This window comes from Peptostreptococcus canis, from assembly GCF_014229965.1.
GTDB classification, from domain to species: domain Bacteria; phylum Bacillota; class Clostridia; order Peptostreptococcales; family Peptostreptococcaceae; genus Peptostreptococcus; species Peptostreptococcus canis.
Genome location: NZ_JABGBW010000002.1, coordinates 382354 through 404843 on the forward strand (window position 1 = coordinate 382354; position 22490 = coordinate 404843).

General features: G+C 30.3%; 18 protein-coding genes. 1 reads left to right on the forward strand and 17 read right to left on the reverse strand.

Features of this window, described 5'->3' with window-relative positions; genetic code table 11:
- Nucleotides 1-70: 70 nt before the first annotated feature.
- The 3 genes from HLB29_RS04740 to secA form a co-directional block, all read right to left on the reverse strand.
- Nucleotides 71-1378, reverse strand: a complete 1308-nt coding sequence (locus tag HLB29_RS04740) for a glycerophosphodiester phosphodiesterase family protein (RefSeq protein WP_185624001.1) — start codon at nt 1376-1378, stop codon at nt 71-73.
- Between the two features lie 13 nt (nt 1379-1391).
- Nucleotides 1392-2753, reverse strand: coding sequence for a hypothetical protein (locus tag HLB29_RS04745; RefSeq protein ID WP_185624002.1), 1362 nt, complete (start codon nt 2751-2753; stop codon nt 1392-1394).
- A 148-nt stretch (nt 2754-2901) separates the two neighbouring features.
- Nucleotides 2902-5262 (reverse strand): preprotein translocase subunit SecA, encoded by a 2361-nt coding sequence (gene secA / locus HLB29_RS04750; protein WP_185624003.1) that lies wholly within the window; start codon nt 5260-5262, stop codon nt 2902-2904.
- A gap of 667 nt (nt 5263-5929) precedes the next feature.
- Between secA and HLB29_RS04755 the strand changes: the two genes are divergently transcribed.
- Nucleotides 5930-6217, forward strand: a complete 288-nt coding sequence (locus HLB29_RS04755; RefSeq protein ID WP_185624004.1) for a hypothetical protein — start codon at nt 5930-5932, stop codon at nt 6215-6217.
- 207 nt (nt 6218-6424) lie between these two features.
- Here the strand turns inward: HLB29_RS04755 and nagB are convergent, their stop codons facing one another.
- From nagB to HLB29_RS04825, 14 genes are all read right to left on the reverse strand, one after another.
- Nucleotides 6425-7174, reverse strand: a complete 750-nt coding sequence (gene nagB / locus HLB29_RS04760) for a glucosamine-6-phosphate deaminase (protein ID WP_185624005.1) — start codon at nt 7172-7174, stop codon at nt 6425-6427.
- Nucleotides 7175-7201: 27 nt separating this feature from the next.
- Entirely contained in the window at nt 7202-8047 is an 846-nt protein-coding gene (locus HLB29_RS04765; RefSeq protein ID WP_185624006.1) for a CvfB family protein, read from the reverse strand.
- Nucleotides 8048-8071: 24 nt separating this feature from the next.
- Entirely contained in the window at nt 8072-9247 is a 1176-nt protein-coding gene (locus HLB29_RS04770) for an NAD(P)-dependent malic enzyme (RefSeq protein ID WP_185624007.1), read from the reverse strand.
- An 84-nt stretch (nt 9248-9331) separates the two neighbouring features.
- On the reverse strand, nt 9332-9868 hold the full coding sequence (locus HLB29_RS04775) for a Fe-S-containing hydro-lyase (protein ID WP_185624136.1): 537 nt from the start codon (nt 9866-9868) through the stop codon (nt 9332-9334).
- A gap of 19 nt (nt 9869-9887) precedes the next feature.
- Nucleotides 9888-10727, reverse strand: a complete 840-nt coding sequence (locus HLB29_RS04780) for a fumarate hydratase (protein ID WP_185624008.1) — start codon at nt 10725-10727, stop codon at nt 9888-9890.
- Nucleotides 10728-10850: 123 nt separating this feature from the next.
- Nucleotides 10851-11333, reverse strand: coding sequence for a Cys-tRNA(Pro) deacylase (gene ybaK, locus HLB29_RS04785; protein ID WP_185624009.1), 483 nt, complete (start codon nt 11331-11333; stop codon nt 10851-10853).
- A 40-nt stretch (nt 11334-11373) separates the two neighbouring features.
- Entirely contained in the window at nt 11374-12768 is a 1395-nt protein-coding gene (locus HLB29_RS04790; protein WP_185624010.1) for a DUF3329 domain-containing protein, read from the reverse strand.
- An 80-nt stretch (nt 12769-12848) separates the two neighbouring features.
- A complete protein-coding gene (locus HLB29_RS04795; protein WP_185624011.1) occupies nt 12849-14111 on the reverse strand; it encodes a 30S ribosomal protein S1 in 1263 nt (420 codons plus the stop codon).
- Nucleotides 14112-14310: 199 nt separating this feature from the next.
- The gene (locus HLB29_RS04800; protein ID WP_185624012.1) at nt 14311-15813 is read right to left on the reverse strand and encodes a DUF1846 domain-containing protein; all 1503 of its coding nucleotides are present in this window, start codon (nt 15811-15813) and stop codon (nt 14311-14313) included.
- A gap of 169 nt (nt 15814-15982) precedes the next feature.
- Entirely contained in the window at nt 15983-16360 is a 378-nt protein-coding gene (locus tag HLB29_RS04805) for a DUF6483 family protein (RefSeq protein ID WP_185624013.1), read from the reverse strand.
- Between the two features lie 136 nt (nt 16361-16496).
- Entirely contained in the window at nt 16497-17495 is a 999-nt protein-coding gene (locus HLB29_RS04810; protein WP_185624014.1) for an SPFH domain-containing protein, read from the reverse strand.
- A 20-nt stretch (nt 17496-17515) separates the two neighbouring features.
- Entirely contained in the window at nt 17516-17971 is a 456-nt protein-coding gene (locus HLB29_RS04815) for an NfeD family protein (protein WP_185624015.1), read from the reverse strand.
- A gap of 12 nt (nt 17972-17983) precedes the next feature.
- Nucleotides 17984-19531: an NAD(P)H-hydrate dehydratase gene (locus HLB29_RS04820; protein WP_185624016.1), complete on the reverse strand. Its 1548-nt coding sequence runs from the start codon at nt 19529-19531 to the stop codon at nt 17984-17986.
- A 115-nt stretch (nt 19532-19646) separates the two neighbouring features.
- Nucleotides 19647-22304: a U32 family peptidase gene (locus HLB29_RS04825; RefSeq protein WP_185624017.1), complete on the reverse strand. Its 2658-nt coding sequence runs from the start codon at nt 22302-22304 to the stop codon at nt 19647-19649.
- Between the last annotated feature and the right edge of the window lie 186 nt (nt 22305-22490).

Sequence of the window (22490 nt, forward strand, 5' to 3'; positions counted from 1 at the left end):
ACACATAATCTACAATCAAGGTTCATTATACCACAATAAGTTACATTTTGTAACCTTCTTTAGAAATATTTTAGTTTTTCTCTATCAATATCTTACCATCAGAATCTCTTTTTATATCTTCCTTTGGCAAAAAATCGGTGTAAAATCCACTTACATAGTTGTTTCTAAGTGTATTTACGATTGATTCATCATTATAGGTAAACATATATAATCCAATTCCTCTGTCTATAAGTTTATTTGTCAATTCTTTAGAAAACTTAAACTTATTTACTGCTACAATTTTTATTCCATGTTCGTATGAAAAGTCTACTATTTTATTCACTTCAAATTCTTCTATTCTATATGTGGTGAATATCATAGACTTGAAATCATAAATATTCATCACCGGTCTATACATTTCTTCATAATATATTTGTGGTATAATTCTATTTAATATAGATTTATCAACACTTTTTGATACTCTTACAATTTCTCTATAACATCTTTCAACCTCTTTAATATCATTTTTCTTCAAATCAACCACAAAATACATATCCGGATGTTTTTTCATAAATTGTGCTATCTGCTCGAAATTCATAGTCGTGTAAGTATTTAAAATTTTCTTTGATAGAAATTCTTTTTCAGTCGGATTATTTTTATTCCATGAAAGAGGAAGTCCTTGATCGGAAAGTGCCTTTCTTGAAAACGAATGAATCAATATCAGTTTATCATCAGAAGACATAGATACATCTCCCTCAATCACTCTCAATCCTCTCTTATAGCTTCTTTCCAATGCTTCTTTAGAATTTGTATAAGAATTTCCTTCAACTCCTCCCAAGGCATGAGCAATATACCTATTTTCTCTTACCCATGAATAATTGAATTTTTTAGGATAATTATCCATATATACAGTTCCATCACTAGATTGAACTACATTAACATCAAGCACCTTGTATATAAAATCCAATGGTACATATATTGTATCTTCCATAAATACCACTATACCATCCATTTTTAATATATTTTTGTTTCCTGCAAATCTAACCTCATTTGAGCCACGTTTTAATATGTATTTTGATTTTCTATAGTTAAACTCTATTCCGTTATTTGGAGTAAACTTATAGCTAACATTAGTATTAAAATTTTTACATAATTCTATTACAGGAACATATACAATTCCATCTCGTATTTTATATTGTTTGTTCATTTGCGGCTTCTTATTGTTAATTATCAATCTTTCCCTTATTTTTGTGTTTTCAAACTCGGATATTAATTTTCTCTGGCTTCCATAGTAATGGAACTGCTTAAAAAGCGATATTATAATTACTAAAGAAAGGATTAATATCAATGATTTTTTTATTATCTTTTTAATATCCTCTTTTTCCAAATCTTTTATCATCTTTCCTCCATCACTATATATTAATTTTAATTTTATACTTTTCCAACAGGTTAAGTGACATTACCCATATTGAAGTAATAAGCAACGAATATAGTGCCGATGCATAATCAATACCTGCTATCGGAAGTATTAATTCTGTAGTGAACCAGTTGTTAAACGGCATCCACATTCCTGTATAAATTGATTTTAATTTTATAAAATGAATTAATCTATGTACAGCCTGTACTACAATTATAATCAAGATTGCATTGACACCGATATTTTGAATTAAATTGACTCCAAATCTAATATCCAGGATATCACAAAATATGTATAAAATCATTTCTAATAGAAACGCCAACGAAGATATCCTCGCGACAAGTGTAATACTAAATACATTCCTATTTGCAGGCAACCAAATAGATGCAAATAGCGAAATCAGAAATAGCATTATCGAAAAAACTAATAAGTGTATAATTTTTTTTGCTTCATTATTCATTCTATAATAATTGCTATATATAGATTTTATAGACTTTATATTCAACCAGCTTTTAATATCTATCAATATATTTTGTCTTGTAAACCCTTCTGTCCTTACTTTATGAGGCCTTTTATAGTGTCTATATTTTTTATCGATAGGTTTCTTATTTAAAATACATCCCATAGATACACCTATAAATCCAAGTGAAGTAGAAGAAAAACAAGCCATTATCCCCTCAGGATCTGCGATTGATGCACTTTTAAATCCACTAATCAAAGATTTATCTACTAATATAAAAGTATTTTTTTCAATATCAATTCCTTTTCCAAATGCTATTAAACTAAAAATCAAAGCTAATACTAATCCTAATACTACAAAAACATATGCTAATGCATTATTTTTCATCCTTAAATTTAGGAGGCCTATATATATTAATGAACATATCAAGTAATTAATAGCTATTAATTGATATGGCCCCGTCAATCTAACAACTTTTTCCGGCTCTAAAAATAACACACTAAATACTATGCCTATAGTAAACAAAATAATAGCCCTTATAAAAACTCTTTTTAGTATAGTTTTTATTATATCCCCATTTTCATAATTTTTTTTCACGAAAAAAGGTATTGATGCCGACATCACGATAATAAAAAGAGGTAATATTATATCTGCAAGGGTCATACCATTCCAAACAGATATTTTAAAATTTTTTGAAATATTATCTTCCAGCCCCTGATTAATTATAAACATAGTGAGTATTACTAAGATACCCCTCAAAAAATCAATTGAATTCACCCTAAGATGTTTATAATTTATGTCTTTTTCTCTTTTGTCATAATAATGCAATTTTATATTATTAATAGACTTAATTATTTTCTTTTTAATTATGTACTTTTTATTTACACTGTTTTCCATAAAACACCACCCAAAATCCTTAAACACTACTCCTATTATATCATAAAAAAGTTGGGATACTCCCAACTTTTTATAGCTTTATTATTAATTATCATAAGTGTTTAATTTATAAAATTTTATTAACTCATTTTTATAATATAATATTTTTCTATTCTTCATCTAATCCTTCAAAAGAAAACACAAATTTAAGAGTTTCTAATCTAATCTTCTTATTTAACGACTGGAACATATTAAAAGCCTCTATAGTATATTCTTTTACCGGATCTTTTTGGCCTACTGACACTAATCCTACACTTTGTCTCATCTGATCCATTAAATCTATATGATCTACCCAGTATGTATCTACTACATTTAACAGTACATTTTCCTGATTACGTGAAAAAACATCCTCTCCTAACATCATAATCTTAAGCGAATATACCCTGGAAACTATGTCAAAAGTAAATTCCACAATTTCATCAACTGACATCTCTGACATATTTGGAATCAATATGGTGTCTGCCGGCATAAACGCCTGATACAGTGCTTTTTTATACTTAAAATAATTTCTGGGTTTTGTATTCAAATATTTTTCAGCAAGTTCTCTAATAGTTTCTTTTGCCATATCCAGTATAGTATCCTTTAAATCTACACCTTTCAATACATTATCTCTTTCAGCATAAATAACTTTTCTTTGCTTATCAATTACATTGTCGTATTTCAAAACATCTTTTCTTTGTTCAAAATTCTTACCTTCAATACCTTTTTGAGCATTTTCTATGGCTTTTGATAATGTTCTTCCTGATATGGCTCCATTCTTGTCCGGTTTGAATTTTTTTCCGGCCTTCTTAATTGCAGTTCCCCCATATAATTTTATTATCTCATCTTCTATACTTACATAAAATCTGGATATGCCCGGGTCTCCCTGTCTACCGGAACGACCTCTAAGCTGATTATCTATCCTTCTAGATTCATGCCTTTCAGTTCCCATTACATATAATCCACCTAGTTCCTTTACAACTTTTTCCATCTCGGAATCGCCATTTCCAAGCTTTATGTCAGTACCTCTTCCGGCCATATTCGTCGCTATAGTAATATTTCCAAGCATTCCTGATTTTTCTACAATTTCTGCTTCTCTTTTATTATTTTTAGCATTTAGAATTTCATGTTTTAATCCTCGTTTTTTAAGCAAATTCGACAGATATTCTGACTTCTCGACCGTAGCAGTACCGACGAGTATAGGTTGACCTGTTTGATGTATTCTCGTAATTTCTTCCACTACAGCATCAAATTTTTCTTTTTCAGTTGTATATACTTTGTCATCTAAATCTTTTCTAATTACAGGTTTATTAGTAGGTATCTGAACAACATTCATATGATAAGTTTGTTCAAATTCATTTTCTTCAGTCTTGGCAGTACCCGTCATACCGGACATTTTCACATACATTCTAAAGAAATTCTGATATGTAACAGTCGCCATAGTCTTATTATCCGAATTTATCTCTACCTTTTCTTTTGCTTCCAAAGCCTGATGGAGACCATCTGAAAATCTTCTACCATCCATTATTCTACCTGTAAATTCGTCTACTATAAAAACCTCTCCATCTTTAACTACATAGTCATCATCTATTTTCATTAATTTATGTGCTGTAAGAGCTTGATTTATATGATGATAAATTGCCATATTATTCAAATTAGTTATTGTTCTGATTTTAAAGAATTTTTCAGCCTTCCTAAAACCTGAATCTGTAAGCGATACCGTATGTTCTTTTTCATCCAAATCATAGTCGGCTTCTTCTATGGTTCTAATAAAATCATCAGCTAAATAATATAAATCACTTATTTCTTCTCCTTCACCCGAAATAATAAGCGGTGTTCTGGCTTCATCTATTAAAATAGAGTCTACTTCATCTATTATACAAAAATTTAGTTTTCTCTGGACTTTATCATCAATATTTTTTACCATATTATCTCTTAGATAATCAAATCCATATTCGGAATTTGTACCATAGGATATATCACAATTATACTGTTTCTTTCTTGTAAATGGATCCTGACCGGTAATTATTGTTCCAACACTTAAACCCAATAAATCAAAAACCGGTCTTACAGTATCTGCATCACGTTCAGCAAGATAGTCATTTACTGTAACCACATGCACCCCTTCACCTGAAAGTGCATTTAAATAACATGGTGCTACTGCTACTAATGTTTTTCCCTCACCTGTCTTCATTTCTGCTATTTTCCCCTGGTGAAGTACTATACCACCTATAAGTTGAACTTTATACTGTCTTAGTCCCAGTGTTCTTTTTGAAGCCTCTCTTGCAACTGCAAATGCTTCGACTAGGATATCATCAAGTATTTCTCCCTCTGATAATCTTCTCTTAAATTCTATCGTTTTATTTGATAACCCCTCATCAGATAATGAAGAAATAATTTCTTCAAGATCCTCGATTTGATCAACTATCTTATTTAATTTTCTAATTTCTGCATCATCTTGTTTACTCAACAATGAATCTAAAAATGACATATATTTCCTCTCTTTCAAGTTTAGTATTTATATTCTAATTTTACTAATCTAATATTTTTATTAATCCAATATCTTATAATTTTTATTAGTATAACTTTAAAATTATAAATCCAGTTGTTCTTTCACAACGATTATATTATACCACAAACTATACACTTTATTAGTACTAGTATAATTTATATATTATTCAATTTTTTACAACTATTTCATTATACCACAAACAATGTTGTTTGTTATCGATAATTCTCATCATTTATCTTAAAATCCGGTATAAATCTAGCATAAAATTACTTTTTCTTAGAAAAAACAATTTTTCTCTAACATTTCTACAAAAAACCAGCTCATTATTCAATTTATATTAAAAATTATTAGACTTTTTGCAAGACTTATTGTATAATAAAGGTACTTAAAAATTACATTTCTTTTTAAGTATTTCTCACATAAAAAGAGGGGTTGAAAAGGTCAACCTTTCTTTTTTTTATGCAAATTTATTCTTTGATTTTTTATAAAAAACGAAAAATATATAAAAAAACTTAGAAAAAATAAAATTTTCTAAAGAAACACCAAAGACAGATTGACAAACATAATCGATTTCACTTATAATATGGGCAAAGTTTTTTAATGATAATATATTATCAATAATTAAACAAGGAGGTGCAGATCCATTATGTCAAATAAAAGAAAGTCCAAATTATACAATATAATCGGTGCTGTTTCCAGTGTGATTTTAACATTAATATGTCTTCAACGCTATATTAATATGCCGATGCTTTTCGCTAATATGCTCCTGATTGTGGGTATTGGAGGAAATTTAATAGTATTAAATAATATTGATAAGCTACACTTTAAATGCGATGATACACAAAGAAAAGACTTTGTAAGAAATATAAAAATAATATTCAGTTCTATGATTACAATTTCAGTAATGATAAGGTTGATTGATTTAATGAAATAAAGCTAATATATTGTAGTTAGCCAAATATTACGCGACCTGTAAAAAAGGAAAAAACCACTTATTCTAGTGGTTTTTTCCTAATAATAAAATTCGTCGGGAGTTGAACGACATAATAATAAAACGAACATTATGTTCTTATAATTATATTATACTTGTATTTTAAGTTTTTTGCACTTAAAATTTCAATTTAAATATAATAAAAATCTTTTATATTCTAATATATGTACTCTCATCAAGAAGTTCTGCAGCTTCTTTATCTATTACTACAACTACATTAGAATGTAGTTGCAGAATAGAAGCCGGCACCTGTGGATCTATTTCCCCATTAATCATATTATTAATTGCTTCCGCTTTTGATTTTCCTGAAGCTAGTAATAATATATTTTTAGCTTTGAATATACTTCCCGTTCCCATACTTATAGCTTTTTTAGGAACTTCATCAATGCTATCGAAAAATCTGGAATTTGCGTCAATAGTGCTCTGAGTTAAATCGACAACGCTAGTTTTTTTCAAAAACACTTTATCAGGTTCGTTAAATCCAATGTGTGCATTTTGACCAATCCCCAATATTTGTAAATCTATTCCTCCAGCAGATTCTATTTTTGCTTCATACTCTTCTACATATTTTTCAAAATCCTTTGCATTGCCATCCGGAATATTTATATTCTCAGCTTTAATATCAATATGATTAAATAGCTTTTCGTGCATAAAAGTATAATAACTATTTTCATTTTCTTTCGGAAGATCAACATATTCATCCAAATTAAAACTTACTGCATTTTCAAAGGAAATTTCTCCTTTTTTGTACTTTTTTATAAGTTCACTGTACATTCCTTCAGGAGTGGAGCCAGTCGCCAAACCAACTACTGAATTTGGTTTCAAAATCAAATGTGCTGCGAATTGATTTGCTGCCACTTCACTCATTTTACCATAGTCATCACAAACATAAATTACCATAAATTACCTCGCTTTCAATTTTATAAATTACAACAACCAAGTACCCTCTTCATCTTGTCTAACTACATTATTTTTCATCATAGCCCCAAGAGTTCTTTTGAAATTTTTTTTACTTGTATTGAATACTATTCTTAAATCATCCGGATCTGATTTGTCATTAAATCTCATAAAACCATCATTTCCCTGCATATATGATATTATTCTTGATTCAAGAGAATCCATTTCCTCTTTTCTTTCTCCTCTTGTACTAAGTCCAATCTTCCCATCTTCATATATTTTTATAACTCTTAACCCTCTTATGTAGTCACCTTCTTTGATATCAGAATAATACTCTTCTCTTAATATTATCCCATAAAAATCAGGTTCTATACATACGAGAGCCGTACCATTTGTCTGAAATCCAAATACATACCCACTACATTGATCTCCTATTTTTAAATCGGTATCTGTACTCAAAAACGGAGCAATATCAGTCGTTGCAGCCAATCTTTCACTCTTATCTACATATATATAAAATGGATACTTTTGATCTACAAATAATGGATACTTCTTCTCTCTAAATGGTACCAAAACATCTCTTTCCAATCCTATATCTACAAAACTTCCAATATCCGTGTTATCACATACTTTTAAAATAGCTATTTTATCAGCTATGGCATATGGCTTTTTTTGAGTCGCAACCAATCTTTTTTGGGAATCTCTGTATATAAACACTTCAATTTCTTCATTTATTTTAATTTTTTCGCTATCTATAATATTTTTTTTAGGCAAAAATACATCATCATCAGATTTTGTCATTTTACCACCTAAAAAGAAACCATACTCTTTTTCTCTCAATACTTTTAAAATATTGTATTTTCCTATTTCTATCACTATTCACCTCTTAATAAATTTATATTACACTCTATTAATTCCAGATTTGATTGCAGCATTTTTTACAGCAATGGCCACCGCTTCTGAAACACCTTTTTCAAATGCCTTTGGAAGTATATATTCTCTATTCAGCATATCTTCGGGTATAAAATCTGCAATTGCATTTGCAGCAGCGATCTTCATCTCTTCATTTATTTCAGAAGCCCTGCATTCCAGTGCCCCTTTAAATACACCTGGAAATGCCAATACATTATTGACTTGATTTGGAAAATCACTTCTTCCTGTACCTAGAATAAATACTCCTGATTTATTTGCTTCTTCAGGCATTATTTCCGGAACAGGATTGGCAAGTGCAAATACTATCGGTTTATCATTCATTGTATTTATCATATCGGAAGTCAGCATTTTAGGTCTGGAAACACCTATAAATACATCTTTTCCTTTTACAGCATCCTTTAATAACCCTTTTTCATTATTTTTATTTGTATATTTAAGCATTTCTTTTTGAGCCCAATTAATTCCATTACTGTCTTCTTGAAGAATTCCTTCCTTATCACAAAGTACAATATTTTTAACATTCATATTTAATAACATTTTACATATGGCTATTCCTGCAGCTCCTGCTCCATTTATAACTATCTCGAGGTCTTCAATTTTTTTATTTTCAATCAATTTGACTGCATTTATAATCCCCGCAGTAACTATAATGGCAGTACCATGTTGATCATCATGGAAAACCGGTATATCCAATTCTCGTTTTAACTTTTCTTCCACCTCAAAACATCTCGGGGCTGAAATATCTTCTAAATTTATTCCTCCAAATACAGGTTCAATTAACTTTACAGTTCTTACTATATCATCTACTTCCTGTGATGCCACACAAATAGGAAAAGAATCGACTCCTGCAAACTCTTTGAATAGAATCGACTTTCCTTCCATAACCGGTATGGAAGCCTCTGCACCGATATTCCCCAAGCCCAATACTGCAGAACCATCACTTACAACTGCTACCATATTACCTTTTGAAGTATATTTGTAAACCTCATCTTTATTTTCATTTATCTTTACACAAGGTTCCGCGACACCGGGAGTATAAGCTATCGATAAATCATCCTTATTTTCGACCTTTACTTTACTTATAACTTCTATTTTACCTTTATATTTTTCATGTAACTTTAATGCTTCTTCTGAATAATTCATAATACTCTATAATGTCCCTGACATTATAACTCCTTCCCTTTACAAAGATACTATATAATATATTCTCTCTACTTTAAAGCCGGATTACAAAGACTTGATATTTTCGTAAAGATTATTTCCCTCTGAATCAATACACACAGTCAATATCATATTTTCCACTTCAAGTTTTCTAATAGCTTCTGCACCTAAATCTTCATAAGCTATTATATCACATTTTTTGATTGAATTAGAAATATATGCTCCTGCGCCACCTATAGCCACCAAATAAACCGCCCCATGCTTTTTCATTCCATCTATGACAATAGAATTTCTTTTTCCTTTTCCAATCATCATTTTTAGACCTTTTTTAAGCAATGGCAATGTTAAATCATCCATTCTATAACTCGTCGTAGGTCCAGCAGCTCCAATCACATGCCCCGGTTTTGTGGGAGATGGTCCCACATAATAAATAGCTTGTCCATCTACATCTATTGGAAGCTCTTCGTTGTTTTCTATAGCATTACAAAGTCTTTTATGGGCGGCATCTCTACCTGTGAATATAGTTCCACTAATACTAACTATATCTCCCGCTTTCAACTTTCTTATATCTTCCTCACTAAACGGAGGTTGCAATTTAATCATCATAATACCTTCTTTCCATTTATAGTATTATTTTTTTATGCCTTGAAGAGTGACAATTTATATTTACCATCACAGGTAATCCTGCTATATGTGTTGGAAATATTTCAATATTTAAAGCTAATGCCGTAGTTTTTCCGCCCAAGCCCTGAGGACCTATTCCTAATTTATTCACTTTTTCAAGCATCTCAATTTCCAGTTTTTCAATATCTTTATTCTCGTTATGCGTACCTATTTCTCTAAAAAGAGCTTTTTTTGATATTTGTGCACATTTATCGACAGTTCCGCCTATTCCGACACCCACAACTATAGGCGGACATGGATTCGGCCCTGCTTCTTTCACTGTTTCCAGAATGAACGATTTTATGCCCTCTATACCGTCTGAAGGTTTTAACATCTTCAATCTACTCATATTTTCACTACCAAATCCTTTCGCTGCATATTCAATTTCTATTTTGTCACCTTTTACCATCTCATAATGTATCACAGCCGGTGTATTATCTTGTGTGTTTACCCTATCAATCGGACTTACAACAGATTTTCTTAAAAACCCTTCCGTATATCCTCTACTCACGCCTTTATTTATGGCTTCTGTGATAGTATCCCCCACAATATGCACATCCTGACCTACTTTTACAAAAAAAACAGCCATACCGGTATCCTGACATAGAGGAATTCCAGTTTCAGACGCAATTTTGGCATTCTGTATCAATATATCTAGAATTCCTTTTGCTACAGGATTATTTTCTTCTTCCATATTTTTTTTGAAGCTGTTAATCACGCTTTTATCTAAATTTATACAACCATCTATACACATATCTCTTACAGCATTTTCAATAATATTAGAATTTATTTCTCTCATTTTTTCCCCATCTTCAACAAATAATCAATACTATACTATTACTTCAACATTACCTTAATATTATTTTTTATAAATATTTAATCAATAATAAAAAACAGCAATAAATTTATTTTTTATAAATATTTATTCTATAATATCTGCAAATTTAGCATTCGTTACTTTCACCAAATCATTTGGACTTAACTCCATTTGATATCCTATTTTACCTGCACTTACAACTATTGAGTCCAGTTTTTGAGCGGAAATATGGATAAATGTATCAAATTGCTTTTTCATCCCTATAGGAGAGCACCCTCCTCGTATATATCCTGTTATCTTATTTATGTCTTTCACATTTATCATATCTACTCTTTTCTCTCCACAAACTTTTGCAGCTTTTTTCATATCAAGGGTCTCATCAACAGGTATAACAAATACATAAAATGATTTGCTTTGCCCTTGAGTAACCAGAGTTTTAAATACAACTTCCAAACTTTTTCCTATTTTTTGTGCGGCTGTAACTCCATCCACATGTCCTTTATCAGCGTCATATGTATATTCATTATATAAAATATCAAGAGAATCTAATATTCTCATTGCATTTGTTTTAAAATTTTTTTTGGACATACAAATCCACTCCTTCTTCTTACTTTTTCATTGTTTTATACTACTCTTTTCTCAAGATTATAGACCTTACTCCATAATATCTTGAAAGTGAAGAATTAATCCAATCATTATGATTCTCCTTGCAATCTTCAAGACCATATGCGGCTACATACTTATTATCCGTCTTTAAAGATAAAACCTCTATATTTTCAACCTTATTTAAGGTTCTATTATCAATTATTACAAGCTCTCTTGCATTGAATTCATCAAAATATTTACTGTTTGCCAAAATTGCCTCGGGAAATGTTTCCGAAAAATTATATCCCAAAAGAATAATACAAATAGTCAATATAGTAGTTCCGACTTTAATATTAACTCTTCCTATAACAGATATACACATTATAATAGATATTATAAAAAATATGACACTACTTATCATAGCTCTGGGAGGAAAAGTAGGAGAAAGTATCATGGAAAAATATGATATAAAACCGGCAAAACAATATACCTCCGGCTCCATATTTTTCTTTATATAAAATAACCTGGCAATAATTAAAAATACTAGATTTATCATAAATAAAACTAACAGATATTGAATAAATCTATCTGACATATTACTATATCTAAATGCTAGTTTTTCTATCAGACTACCGGGTTCCCTAAAATATTTCATCCTAACAAAATTTCCAGGTGCAGTTATCATTACTATAAAACCTACTAACATGTTCACAAGCATAAATACTATATATATTATACCTCTCGTATTTTCTTTTTTCATCTTGACAAGATAGTATAACACTATCACTATCATTGCAGGAACTGAGTTTTCATTCGTCCATCCTGCAATAAAAGAAAATATTATTATAAATAAAGTAAGAGGTACACTTTCCAGTGTTTTTTTTAATATGGCCATCTCTCTGATAAAAAGTATAATACCAAGTATAATTACACTAGTCCATAAGTAGTTCGCTGACCCCATCACCCATAAATAATTTTGACCAAATACAGGTGTAAAATACCATATAGCTAAAAATGACAATAAAATATAAAATGCTTTATATAAATTTCTACCATATTTATTTTTAGCTATTAGTTTTTTATATTTTTTTGATGTAATATCAATACCAAAATAATCGTTAAGTCTACTAAACCTATATATAAAATATATAAATAGACAAAAGACAATGGTATTCAAAAAATTTATCAGGTACTTATCCAACATCAAAAGTAATGCTCCGATAGTGTGGGCAACTGTTCTGCCATTTGTACCTACATATCTACCTTTTTGATTATATATAACATCTGCAATACTGCTTACTCTCACATCGCCTTTCGTATACATGTTTGTAAAATCATCTGCAACATATGGAGTATACGAATTAAGAGCAATCATAATAAAAAATATTGCAAGAAAAATTCCGATAGCATAGTAATTAATTCTGATTTTTCTGTTCATTCTATCCTCCAATTCCAAATTATTCTATTTAAAAAGAGAGTTGCATTTGCAACCCTCCACATTAATCAAAATAATAAGCATTATTCTTCTTCGCTTGATGATTCAGTTTTCTCTTTAAGAACATCACCAACATTACCTATCGTATCATCACCCAAAGACATGTATTGAGTTAAATCTTCTTCTGGTTCTCTTGTCAGCTCTCTTATTGAAAGCATCATTCTCTTGTTGTCAGGATTAAACTTAATAATGGCAGCTTTAATTGTATCACCAATATTTACTACGTCTTCAACCTTATTAACTCTACCTTCGCTCAATTCACCAATAGGTAGGTAAGCTTCAACTCCTGGCTTAACTTCAACAAAAGCACCCTTGTCAATTATTCTAAGTACCTTAGCATCCACTACTGAACCAATTTCCAGTTCATCTGCAATCAACTTCCAAGGATCTTGATCAGGATCTTTTACCGCTAAAGCTATTCTCTTAGTTTCAGGATCTATACTTTGGATAAATACATTGACTTCATCTCCAACATTTAAAACAGACTCTACGGATTCTACTCTTGTCCAAGATAGATTATTTATATGAGCAAGACCTTCGATTCCACCCAAATCAATAAAAGCACCATATGGCATAATATTAGTTACTTTTCCTAATCTCTTTTCTCCCGGAACTAATGACTGGAATAGAGCTTCCCTTTCGGCTTTTTGCTGTTCTCTTTCCGCTCTTATCCTAGCTCTTTCGGCTTCTCTCTCTGCCTTTATTTGTTCTCTTCTTTCTTTTCTTTCAGCATCTAGTATTTCCTGAGCCACTTCTCTATGAGAAACTATTATTCTGTTTTTTCTAGGATTTACTTCCTTAACATAACAATCTAAATCCTGTCCCACATACTCGCTTGTATCCTTTACAAACTTCGTATCTATCTGTGAAATAGGCATAAACATTGTATAAGATTTATACTTAACATATAGACCTCTTTCAAAAGCTTTAAAAGCATGAACATTTATGATAGTGCGATTTTCCATCGCTTCTATTAGTTCTTTTAAATCGGCCTGCTGTTCAAGTTTCAATTTTGAAATTTTTATAGTGGCATCTTTATAACTAATATTTGTAATTATACCTGTTACTTCATCATCTATTTTATAAACATCAGATATTGCTTGACCTTTCTCTAAATTAAGTTCTCCTGCAGGAATAACACCATCAAAGCCAACTTCTAATTTTAAAATCAACTCATCATTGTGAATTTCAGTGACCTTACCTGTGATTTCCTCACCTACATTAATTTTACTTAACTCTTCTTCTTGCATGTCAAGTAATTCTTGCATTGTTAAATTGTTTTCCATTTAAATAACATCCTTTCGTCGCATAATATCCATATACAATATTATAACACATTCACACCCTTCATAAATAGTAAAATTCCAATATTTTTCATTTTTTTTGAAATTACAAGCAAAAATACCGTCAAAATTTAAAAATTTTACGGTATTTTGTAAGATTTTATTATGATTAATATTTATATCAATTAGTTAGCTGACACTTTTATCCCTCATATAAATTCGTCGATTGATATTCTGAATCACAAGTTATATCAATTCCTAGTTTTCTAAAAACTTGTTCATCACTCTTTGATAGTATAACTGTAGAGTGAGCTTGACATCCGTTTAAATTAGATATCTTTTTCATTGCATATTGGGCTACCGGATTGGTAACGGCACTAATACTCAATGCCATCATTACTTCTTCGGCATTCAAGGATATTTTTCTACTTTGCAATACATTTTTCTTCAAATTTATGATTGGTTCAAGAACGACAGGTGAAATTAAGTGTATATCATCCTGTATTTCTGCCAAATATTTAATTGCATTTAAAATAACTGCTGCAGATCCATTCATCAATTCAGAAAATTTACCGGTAATCATAGTTCCATCTTCCAGTTCCAAAGCTACGGCCTGACAATTAGAAACATCCAGTATATCACAATTCTTCTTAATATAGTCTCTGGCAATATTTACGACCTTTCTATCTTCGGGTTTCAACCCTAATTCTTCCATAATAAGTTTAATTCTGGAAACGGATTCTTTATCCAAACTTCCTTTTTTATATTCACATAAAGTTTTAAAATATCTCCTTATAATTTCTTGAATGGCCGCATCTTTAACTACATCATCATCTATAATACCAAAGCCTACTCTATTTACCCCCATATCAGTTGGTGACTGAAACATACTTTCCTGACCTGTTATTTTTTCTATAATTTTCTTCAATACGGGAAATAATTCAATATCTCTATTGTAGTTTACTGTCGTTTCACCGTATTTTTCTAAATGGAATGAATCTATCATATTTACATCTTTTAAATCTACTGTAGCTGCTTCGTAAGCTATATTTACCGGATGTTTTAATGGAAGATTCCATACCGGAAAAGTTTCGTATTTTGAATACCCGGCACTTCTCCCCATCTTATTCTCATGATAAAGCTGACTAAGACACGTCCCAAGTTTTCCGCTGTTTGGGCCGGGAGCCGTCATCACCACGATTGGTTTTGTTGTTTCAATATATGGATTAGCACCAAATCCGTCATCACTCACGATAGTTTCCACATCTGTAGGATATCCTTTTGTTGTCCTATGACGATAGACTTTTACTCCTCTTCTTTCAAGTTTATTTATAAAAATTGTCGCTGCCGGTTGATCTTCGTATCTCGTTATTACCACGGAATTCACATCGAGGTCATAACCTTTTAAATCATCTATTAATCTCATAACCTCCATATCATAAGTTATTCCCAAATCACCTCTCACCTTATTTCTCTCAATATCTCCGGCATATACACATATTACTACTTCAACTTTCTCTTTAATGTGACTTAACACTTTAATTTTTGCATTTTCGTCAAAACCCGGAAGAACTCTTTTAGCATGCAAATCTCCTATTAATTTTCCCCCGAATTCAATATACAGCTTATCAAAATTATTTACCCTTTCTAGGATATATTTTGATTGTTCTTCAAGATATTTGTTGTGGTCAAAACCTATTTTCATAATACACTCCTAATAATATATTTTAGCTTTTTACCAAAAAACATTGACTTTTCACGCATATTATAATAAAATAGAGTTCCATCACAAATTCAAATATTATATAACATGCAGCGAATATAGTATTCCTGTGTGTTTTTGTGTATAAAATAACTAAGTATTTATTATACAATTATTTTGGCAAATTATCAAGTTCTTTTAAATAACCACTATAGATTTCTTTTATTTCTTGAAGTCCGGATAATACTTCTCTTCTGCTGAAATTCGCCTCTTTTAGCTCATCATCGGTCATATCCATCAACATTGTATAAAACTCTCCGGCAATAAACATATTGTTCAAACTTTTATTTTTATCAATTGCAGAAAAAAGTGTATCCTCTGCTCTGTTTATATTTCCTTCGAGTACAAGTCTTTTAATATCAATCAGCAAAAACTCTTCCATAGGTTCATATCTTATATCGAAATCTTCCAAAGAACTATATTTTTTACCTAGTAATTCTTTAAACACCTTTTCCCTATTTTCGTATTTCATTCTATCTACTAGTCCCATATTTCCTCCCAAAATTATATCCCCAGATAAGATCTGAGGATATTTAATTGAAATATTTACTTTTAAGTATAAATCCTTTATATTATGGCAACTTTTACCACCATAGATAATTGTTTATTACATTATTATATATAACTTATTTTTCTTCTTTTGAATCCTTTAATACTTCTTTAATGCCTTTGAATGTACCTAAGAAATTAACTGCTTCTGATGGCAATACAAGTTTTGAAGAATCACTTTCACCAAGTTTAACAAGAGCATCCATAGATTTTAATGCAAGTATATTGTCATCAATATTAGATTCTTTCATCGCTGAAAATACCATTCTTATACCTTCGGCATTGGCTTCTTGAGTTTCTCTAATTACAACAGCTTCACCATCTGCTTTTGCTTCAAAAGTCTTTCTAATTGCTTCTGCTTCACCTTCCGCCTGAAGAATCTTAGACTGCTTTTGACCTTCCGCCTCTCGGATCATAGCTTCTTTTTTTGCTTCTGCATTAAGTATAGCAGATTGCTTTTCACCTTCTGCAATAAGAATTTTAGATTGCTTTTCACCTTCTGCCTGTAAGATAGCTTCTCTTCTTTCTCTTTCAGCTCTCATCTGTTTTTCCATTGCGGCCTGAATATCTCTAGGTGGCATAATGTTCTTTAATTCAACTCTATTTACCTTAATTCCCCATATATCAGTCGCTTCATCAAGTATAGTTCTCATTTTGGCATTAATCAAATCTCTTGATGTAAGAGTTTCGTCAAGATCTAAATCACCTATAATATTTCTTAAAGTTGTCGCAGTTAAATTTTCAATGGCCGATATAGGATTTGCTATTTCAAAAACATAACTCTTTGGATCAGTTACCTTATAATAAACAACTGTATCTATCTGCATAGTTACATTATCTTTTGTAATTACCGGTTGAGGTGGGAAATCCACCACCATTTCTCTAAGGTCGATCATATATGACATACTGTCAATAAACGGAACCAAGAAATGAATACCAGTTTTTGCTTCTTTATGAAACTTACCAAGTCTCATTACAATTCCCATTTTTGCCTGTTTGACAATTCTAATACATCTAATAGCAGTTATTAATAATGCCAATATTACTATCAGCAATATGATATTTTTAATTATCATATTCTTCCTCCTTAAAATATTTATTTTTTATCTACTACCAATTTAACACCTTCAATAGATTTTACAACTATTTCTACACCTTTTTCAATCATCTGATTATCATCAACGGCTATAGCAGTCCATTCTTCACCTTTAACCTTTACCAAACCGGGCTTTTCAGGTGTAATATCTCTAATTACAAACCCCTTTTTTCCAATAAATGCATCGGAATTCGTATCTATGCTTGCCCAATGCGTATTATTCTTTTCTCTATCCATCTTTATTAATTTTTTTGTCGCAAAGAATAATAAAACAAATGAAACTATTGCAAATACTAATATTTGAATAAAAATATTGTCGGTAAGATACGAAACTCCAAGACCAAATAATGCACCTATAGAGAACCATATCATAGTTAAACTAAGAGTAGCTGCTTCGGCAATTCCAAAAGCTATGGCAACGAGTACCCATATTACCTTTATGCTTAATCCAAACATGCTATACCTCCCTTACTTATTAATTCCATTATATAACATCTTCATTATTTTGGGTATCATTTTTATTAAATCAGAAGCATTTACAGTTTTATATTTATTATATATTTCATCACCACATAATCCATGTATATATACACCTATACAAGCTGCTTCAAACGGCTGATAGCCTTGCCCGCACAGAGATGCTATTATGCCGGTAAGCAAATCTCCCATACCACCATTAGCCATTCCACTATTTCCGGTAGTATTTACCATAGTATATTCACCATTGGATATTACAGTATTTTTCCCCTTAAGAACAACAGTTAAATTATGTTTTTTTGCAAATGAAACTGCTGCCTTTACTCTATCCTCCAGTATACACTCAATACTTTCACCTGTTATTTTTGAAAATTCACCAATATGCGGTGTTATGATACAATTTGATAAATCAATATCTTGCACAGATATTAAATCTTTTAATAAAGATATTCCATCGGCATCTATTACTTTTGGAACCGAATAATTTTTTAGTATATTTTGAAGCTGTTCTCTTGATTTATCATTAATTCCCTTACCCGGTCCAAATGCAATTGCATCTGCTTTTTCTAATAAATTCCTGACTCTTTCAACATCGTCTATATCACAAAACATTTCCTCTATAAATTTTGGTAAAACCGCCATCTTAACATCTTCATCGGCAATTAAAGTGGTAAGTCCGCTTCCGGTTCTCACTGCAGCCCTTGTAGTTATATATGATGCCCCTGAAAATTCCTTACTTCCGGCTATCACACATACCTTGCCAAAATCACCTTTGTGACAATGGTCTTTCTTTGACATGAGTTTATTTTTGACATAATTCTCATCTATAAACTCGGCATATAGTCCCAAATCATACTTTGCATCTTTAGGCACTCCTATCTTTTCAGTAAATACCTTACCCGTATATAATTCAGCATCATATCTCAAAAATCCTTTTTTGAAATATTCAAAACTAATGGTATAATCTGCAATTACTGAAACGCCCATTACATTTCCTGTAGTACCGTTTAATCCCGATGGTATATCAATAGATACGGTACTTATATCAGGAAAATTATTGATGGATTTTATAATTTTTTCATAAATACCTTCTACATTTCTATTTAACCCTGCACCGAATATACAGTCTATAATTAAATCAGAACTTTTTAATATATTTTCCATACTTTCAATACAATACTGTTCTAAATCAAATCTGCTATCTATAAACATGGTATTAATTCCCATATTTTGTGTGATATCAAAATTGATTTTTGCCGATTCACTCATACTACTTTGATTACCTGCTAAAATTAAATCCACTTCAAAATTGTGATTATACAATATTCTAGCTATCGCAAAACCATCACCACCATTGTTTCCGCTTCCACATACAATAGCAATTTTTTTATGACCGCAATTGTTATCTAAATTGATTTTTTCAATTCTCTCTACAGCGACTCTCGCTGCACTTTCCATTAATAGAAGTTCTGGTATACCATAGTACTCTATACAACATTTATCCATATTACTAGTAATTTTTGAATCGCATATTAACATTTTTTTCACTTCCAATTTTAACACAACTTTTTTTTACTGTCTATATTTTAAAAAATTTTTAAGACTTTATTTACTACTTCTAACTATTAATTCTTGTCTATATTCACTTTTTTGACTAATCTATCTCTTTAAATAAATGCCCCATATTATATTGAATTTCTTTGCCCAACTTTTTATTAAAATTAATAAAATCATCGATTTTTAAACTTTTACAGTCTTCTTTTTCAGAAATCGCAAGATTAAATTTCTCTAAAATAAATTTTATTTCCTCAACAGATTCGAACTTAAATGATATTTCAAAATTTTTTATTCCTTTAGATTTCAAATTTTCTATATTTTCCACAAGATTCAAAACTTCATCTGAATAAATTGTCGTTCTGCAAAATTCATCTTGTGATAGCCTGAATTTTCTTCCTTCAGATGACTCAAGATAATATATACTTTTATTACATAAAGCATCTCTTTTATTTTTCTTACAATCCTTTATCAAAACTCCCATTGGGCAATATTCGCTGAGCATCATTTCAGACTGCCCGTAAACCAAATACTCCAAATTGCTATAATCGCTTTTGATATTAGAAACTTGTGCTAAAGATGTTTCTTGGGATAGACAAATATTTCTAAATTCTTTATCTATATAGTAGTTAATCGACTCCGAATTGATGATATTCATCCATGATGAAATATCTTTAGGAATATTGGGGAATAACTTACTTGTTCTATATATTTGACCATAGTTTGACATTCTAAATGAATCTAAACTTTGAATTTCTTCTTGATTTAATTTACATAATCTATCATAAATTTTATTTTCAAAATACCTAATAATTCTAGGATAATAATACGATATTTTCTTATTATATCTCCCTGCAATTTCAATGGCTTCAGATATAGTATTAACATCCCTGTAATATATTTTACCAATATTTGATATATTGTTACAGACTTTTTTGTCACCTTTATTTTTTTCGCAAGCTTTATACTCATTCCTATTTTCATATTTACTTGTTATTTTATACTCTTGATTATAAGAATTCTCAAATTCCAGAATTTCTTTCAACTGTTCTAAGTTAGTGCATGATACATTTAAAAAATATTCACTATCATTGAAATCTAAGCTTGAATTACCGTTTGCTAACTCTAAATCATCATTTGAATCCTGTGTATTTATATTAGAATTTATGTTGTCTTTTTCATTAAGTTTATCAATATTTAGATTTTGATTAATATCTCTGACATTACAGTTTCTATCAATTTTTATCCTTTGAAGATTCAATTTTTCAATAGCTTGCCGTCTTAAATTATTAATGTCACTTATAGGAATACTAATTTCATCATCTAAATAACATTCAAAATCATCTAAAAAATAAGGTGTATCTCCCAATTTGGAAATTTGTTTTTTAACCTTATCACTGGAAATAGCTGTTTTCAATGCTTTTTCTGTTTTTTTAACTCCATTTACACTTACTTCAATTCCATTGTTATCAATAATCATCAAACTGGCTTCTTCATCTAATTTTGCAGAAAACTTAGCCTTTATAGGAATTTTAACGTACTCTTTATTATTTTCATATGTTTTTCTTACTCTATCTAACAATCTTCCATCACTGGTTTTAAAAATATCAGTTCCCTTTTTAACTTTTCCTATAAAATCTATTTCAACAATATCACCTGCATTACCTATTTCAAGTATATTCTTGCCCTTTATAATTCTACCAACCGTTCCTCCACCTATGCTAAGTCCGTCACCTTTTCTCAAATCTTTTTCCAGATTAATTTTTAATTTTTTCTTTTTTTCATTATAATCGATCACTTTTCCGATTAAGAGGCCTCTATTGTTTGGTTTTTCAGAGTTCATAATTTCGCTTCCCGATTCGCCCAACAAATATCCATGTGTAAATTTCCTATTGAAAATAGTATATAATTCATCCGTAGTGTCTTCATCTATTTTTTTATCGCCACTTTCAATATAATTTACGATAGCCTCTCTATATGCACCTACAACCGTAGCAACATATTCTGGTCTCTTCATTCTTCCTTCTATCTTTAATGACAACACATTAGATTCAATTATACTTCCAATATTTTCTATGGTATTCAAATCCTTCGGACTTAGTAAATACTCACCTTTGACATCTATATAACACTTTTTTTCACTATCGTACAATCTGTACTTTTGCCTACAGGGTTGTGCACATCTTCCCCTATTTCCCGACCTTGTTCCCAACTCGGAACTCATAAGACATTGACCGGAATATGAAACACACAATGCACCATGAACAAATATTTCAATATCTACATCACATCTATTGCATATTTCTTTTATCTCTTTTATATTTAATTCTCTAGCAAGGACTACTCTTTTGAAACCAACTTCTTTAAGATATTTTACATCATCCAAAGAATGTGCAGCCATTTGTGTGCTTGCGTGTAATTCAAAGTCCGGCAATATTTTATTTATTAAATTTGCCATTCCTATATCTTGAAGAATAATTGCATCAACATAAATTGAATATAAATATGTAATATACTCTATAAAAGCCGATTTTTCATCTTCTTTTATAAGTGTATTCACTGTTACAAATACTCTGCAATCTCTAATATGTGCATATTCAACCGCCTTTTTTAACTCTTCTCTATCAAAATTATTGGCACTTGCTCTAGCACTAAAATCTTTTCCTCCCAAATATACTGCATTTGCTCCATTTTGAACAGCCGCTTTCAAAGCTTCAAAACTTCCTACTGGAGCCAACAATTCCAAGTCTTCTCTCATCAAACCTCCAAAATTAAACCAAAGTATATAATATATTTTTTACTGTAGATTTATCTTGAAACTACAATAAATTGTAAAACTATAATAAATTATATAAAAATACTTCTGGCAATAAATTTATTACATATAAGCATATTCCAAAAAGAGCCACTTAATAAAGTAGCTCTTAATATCTTAATAATTCAC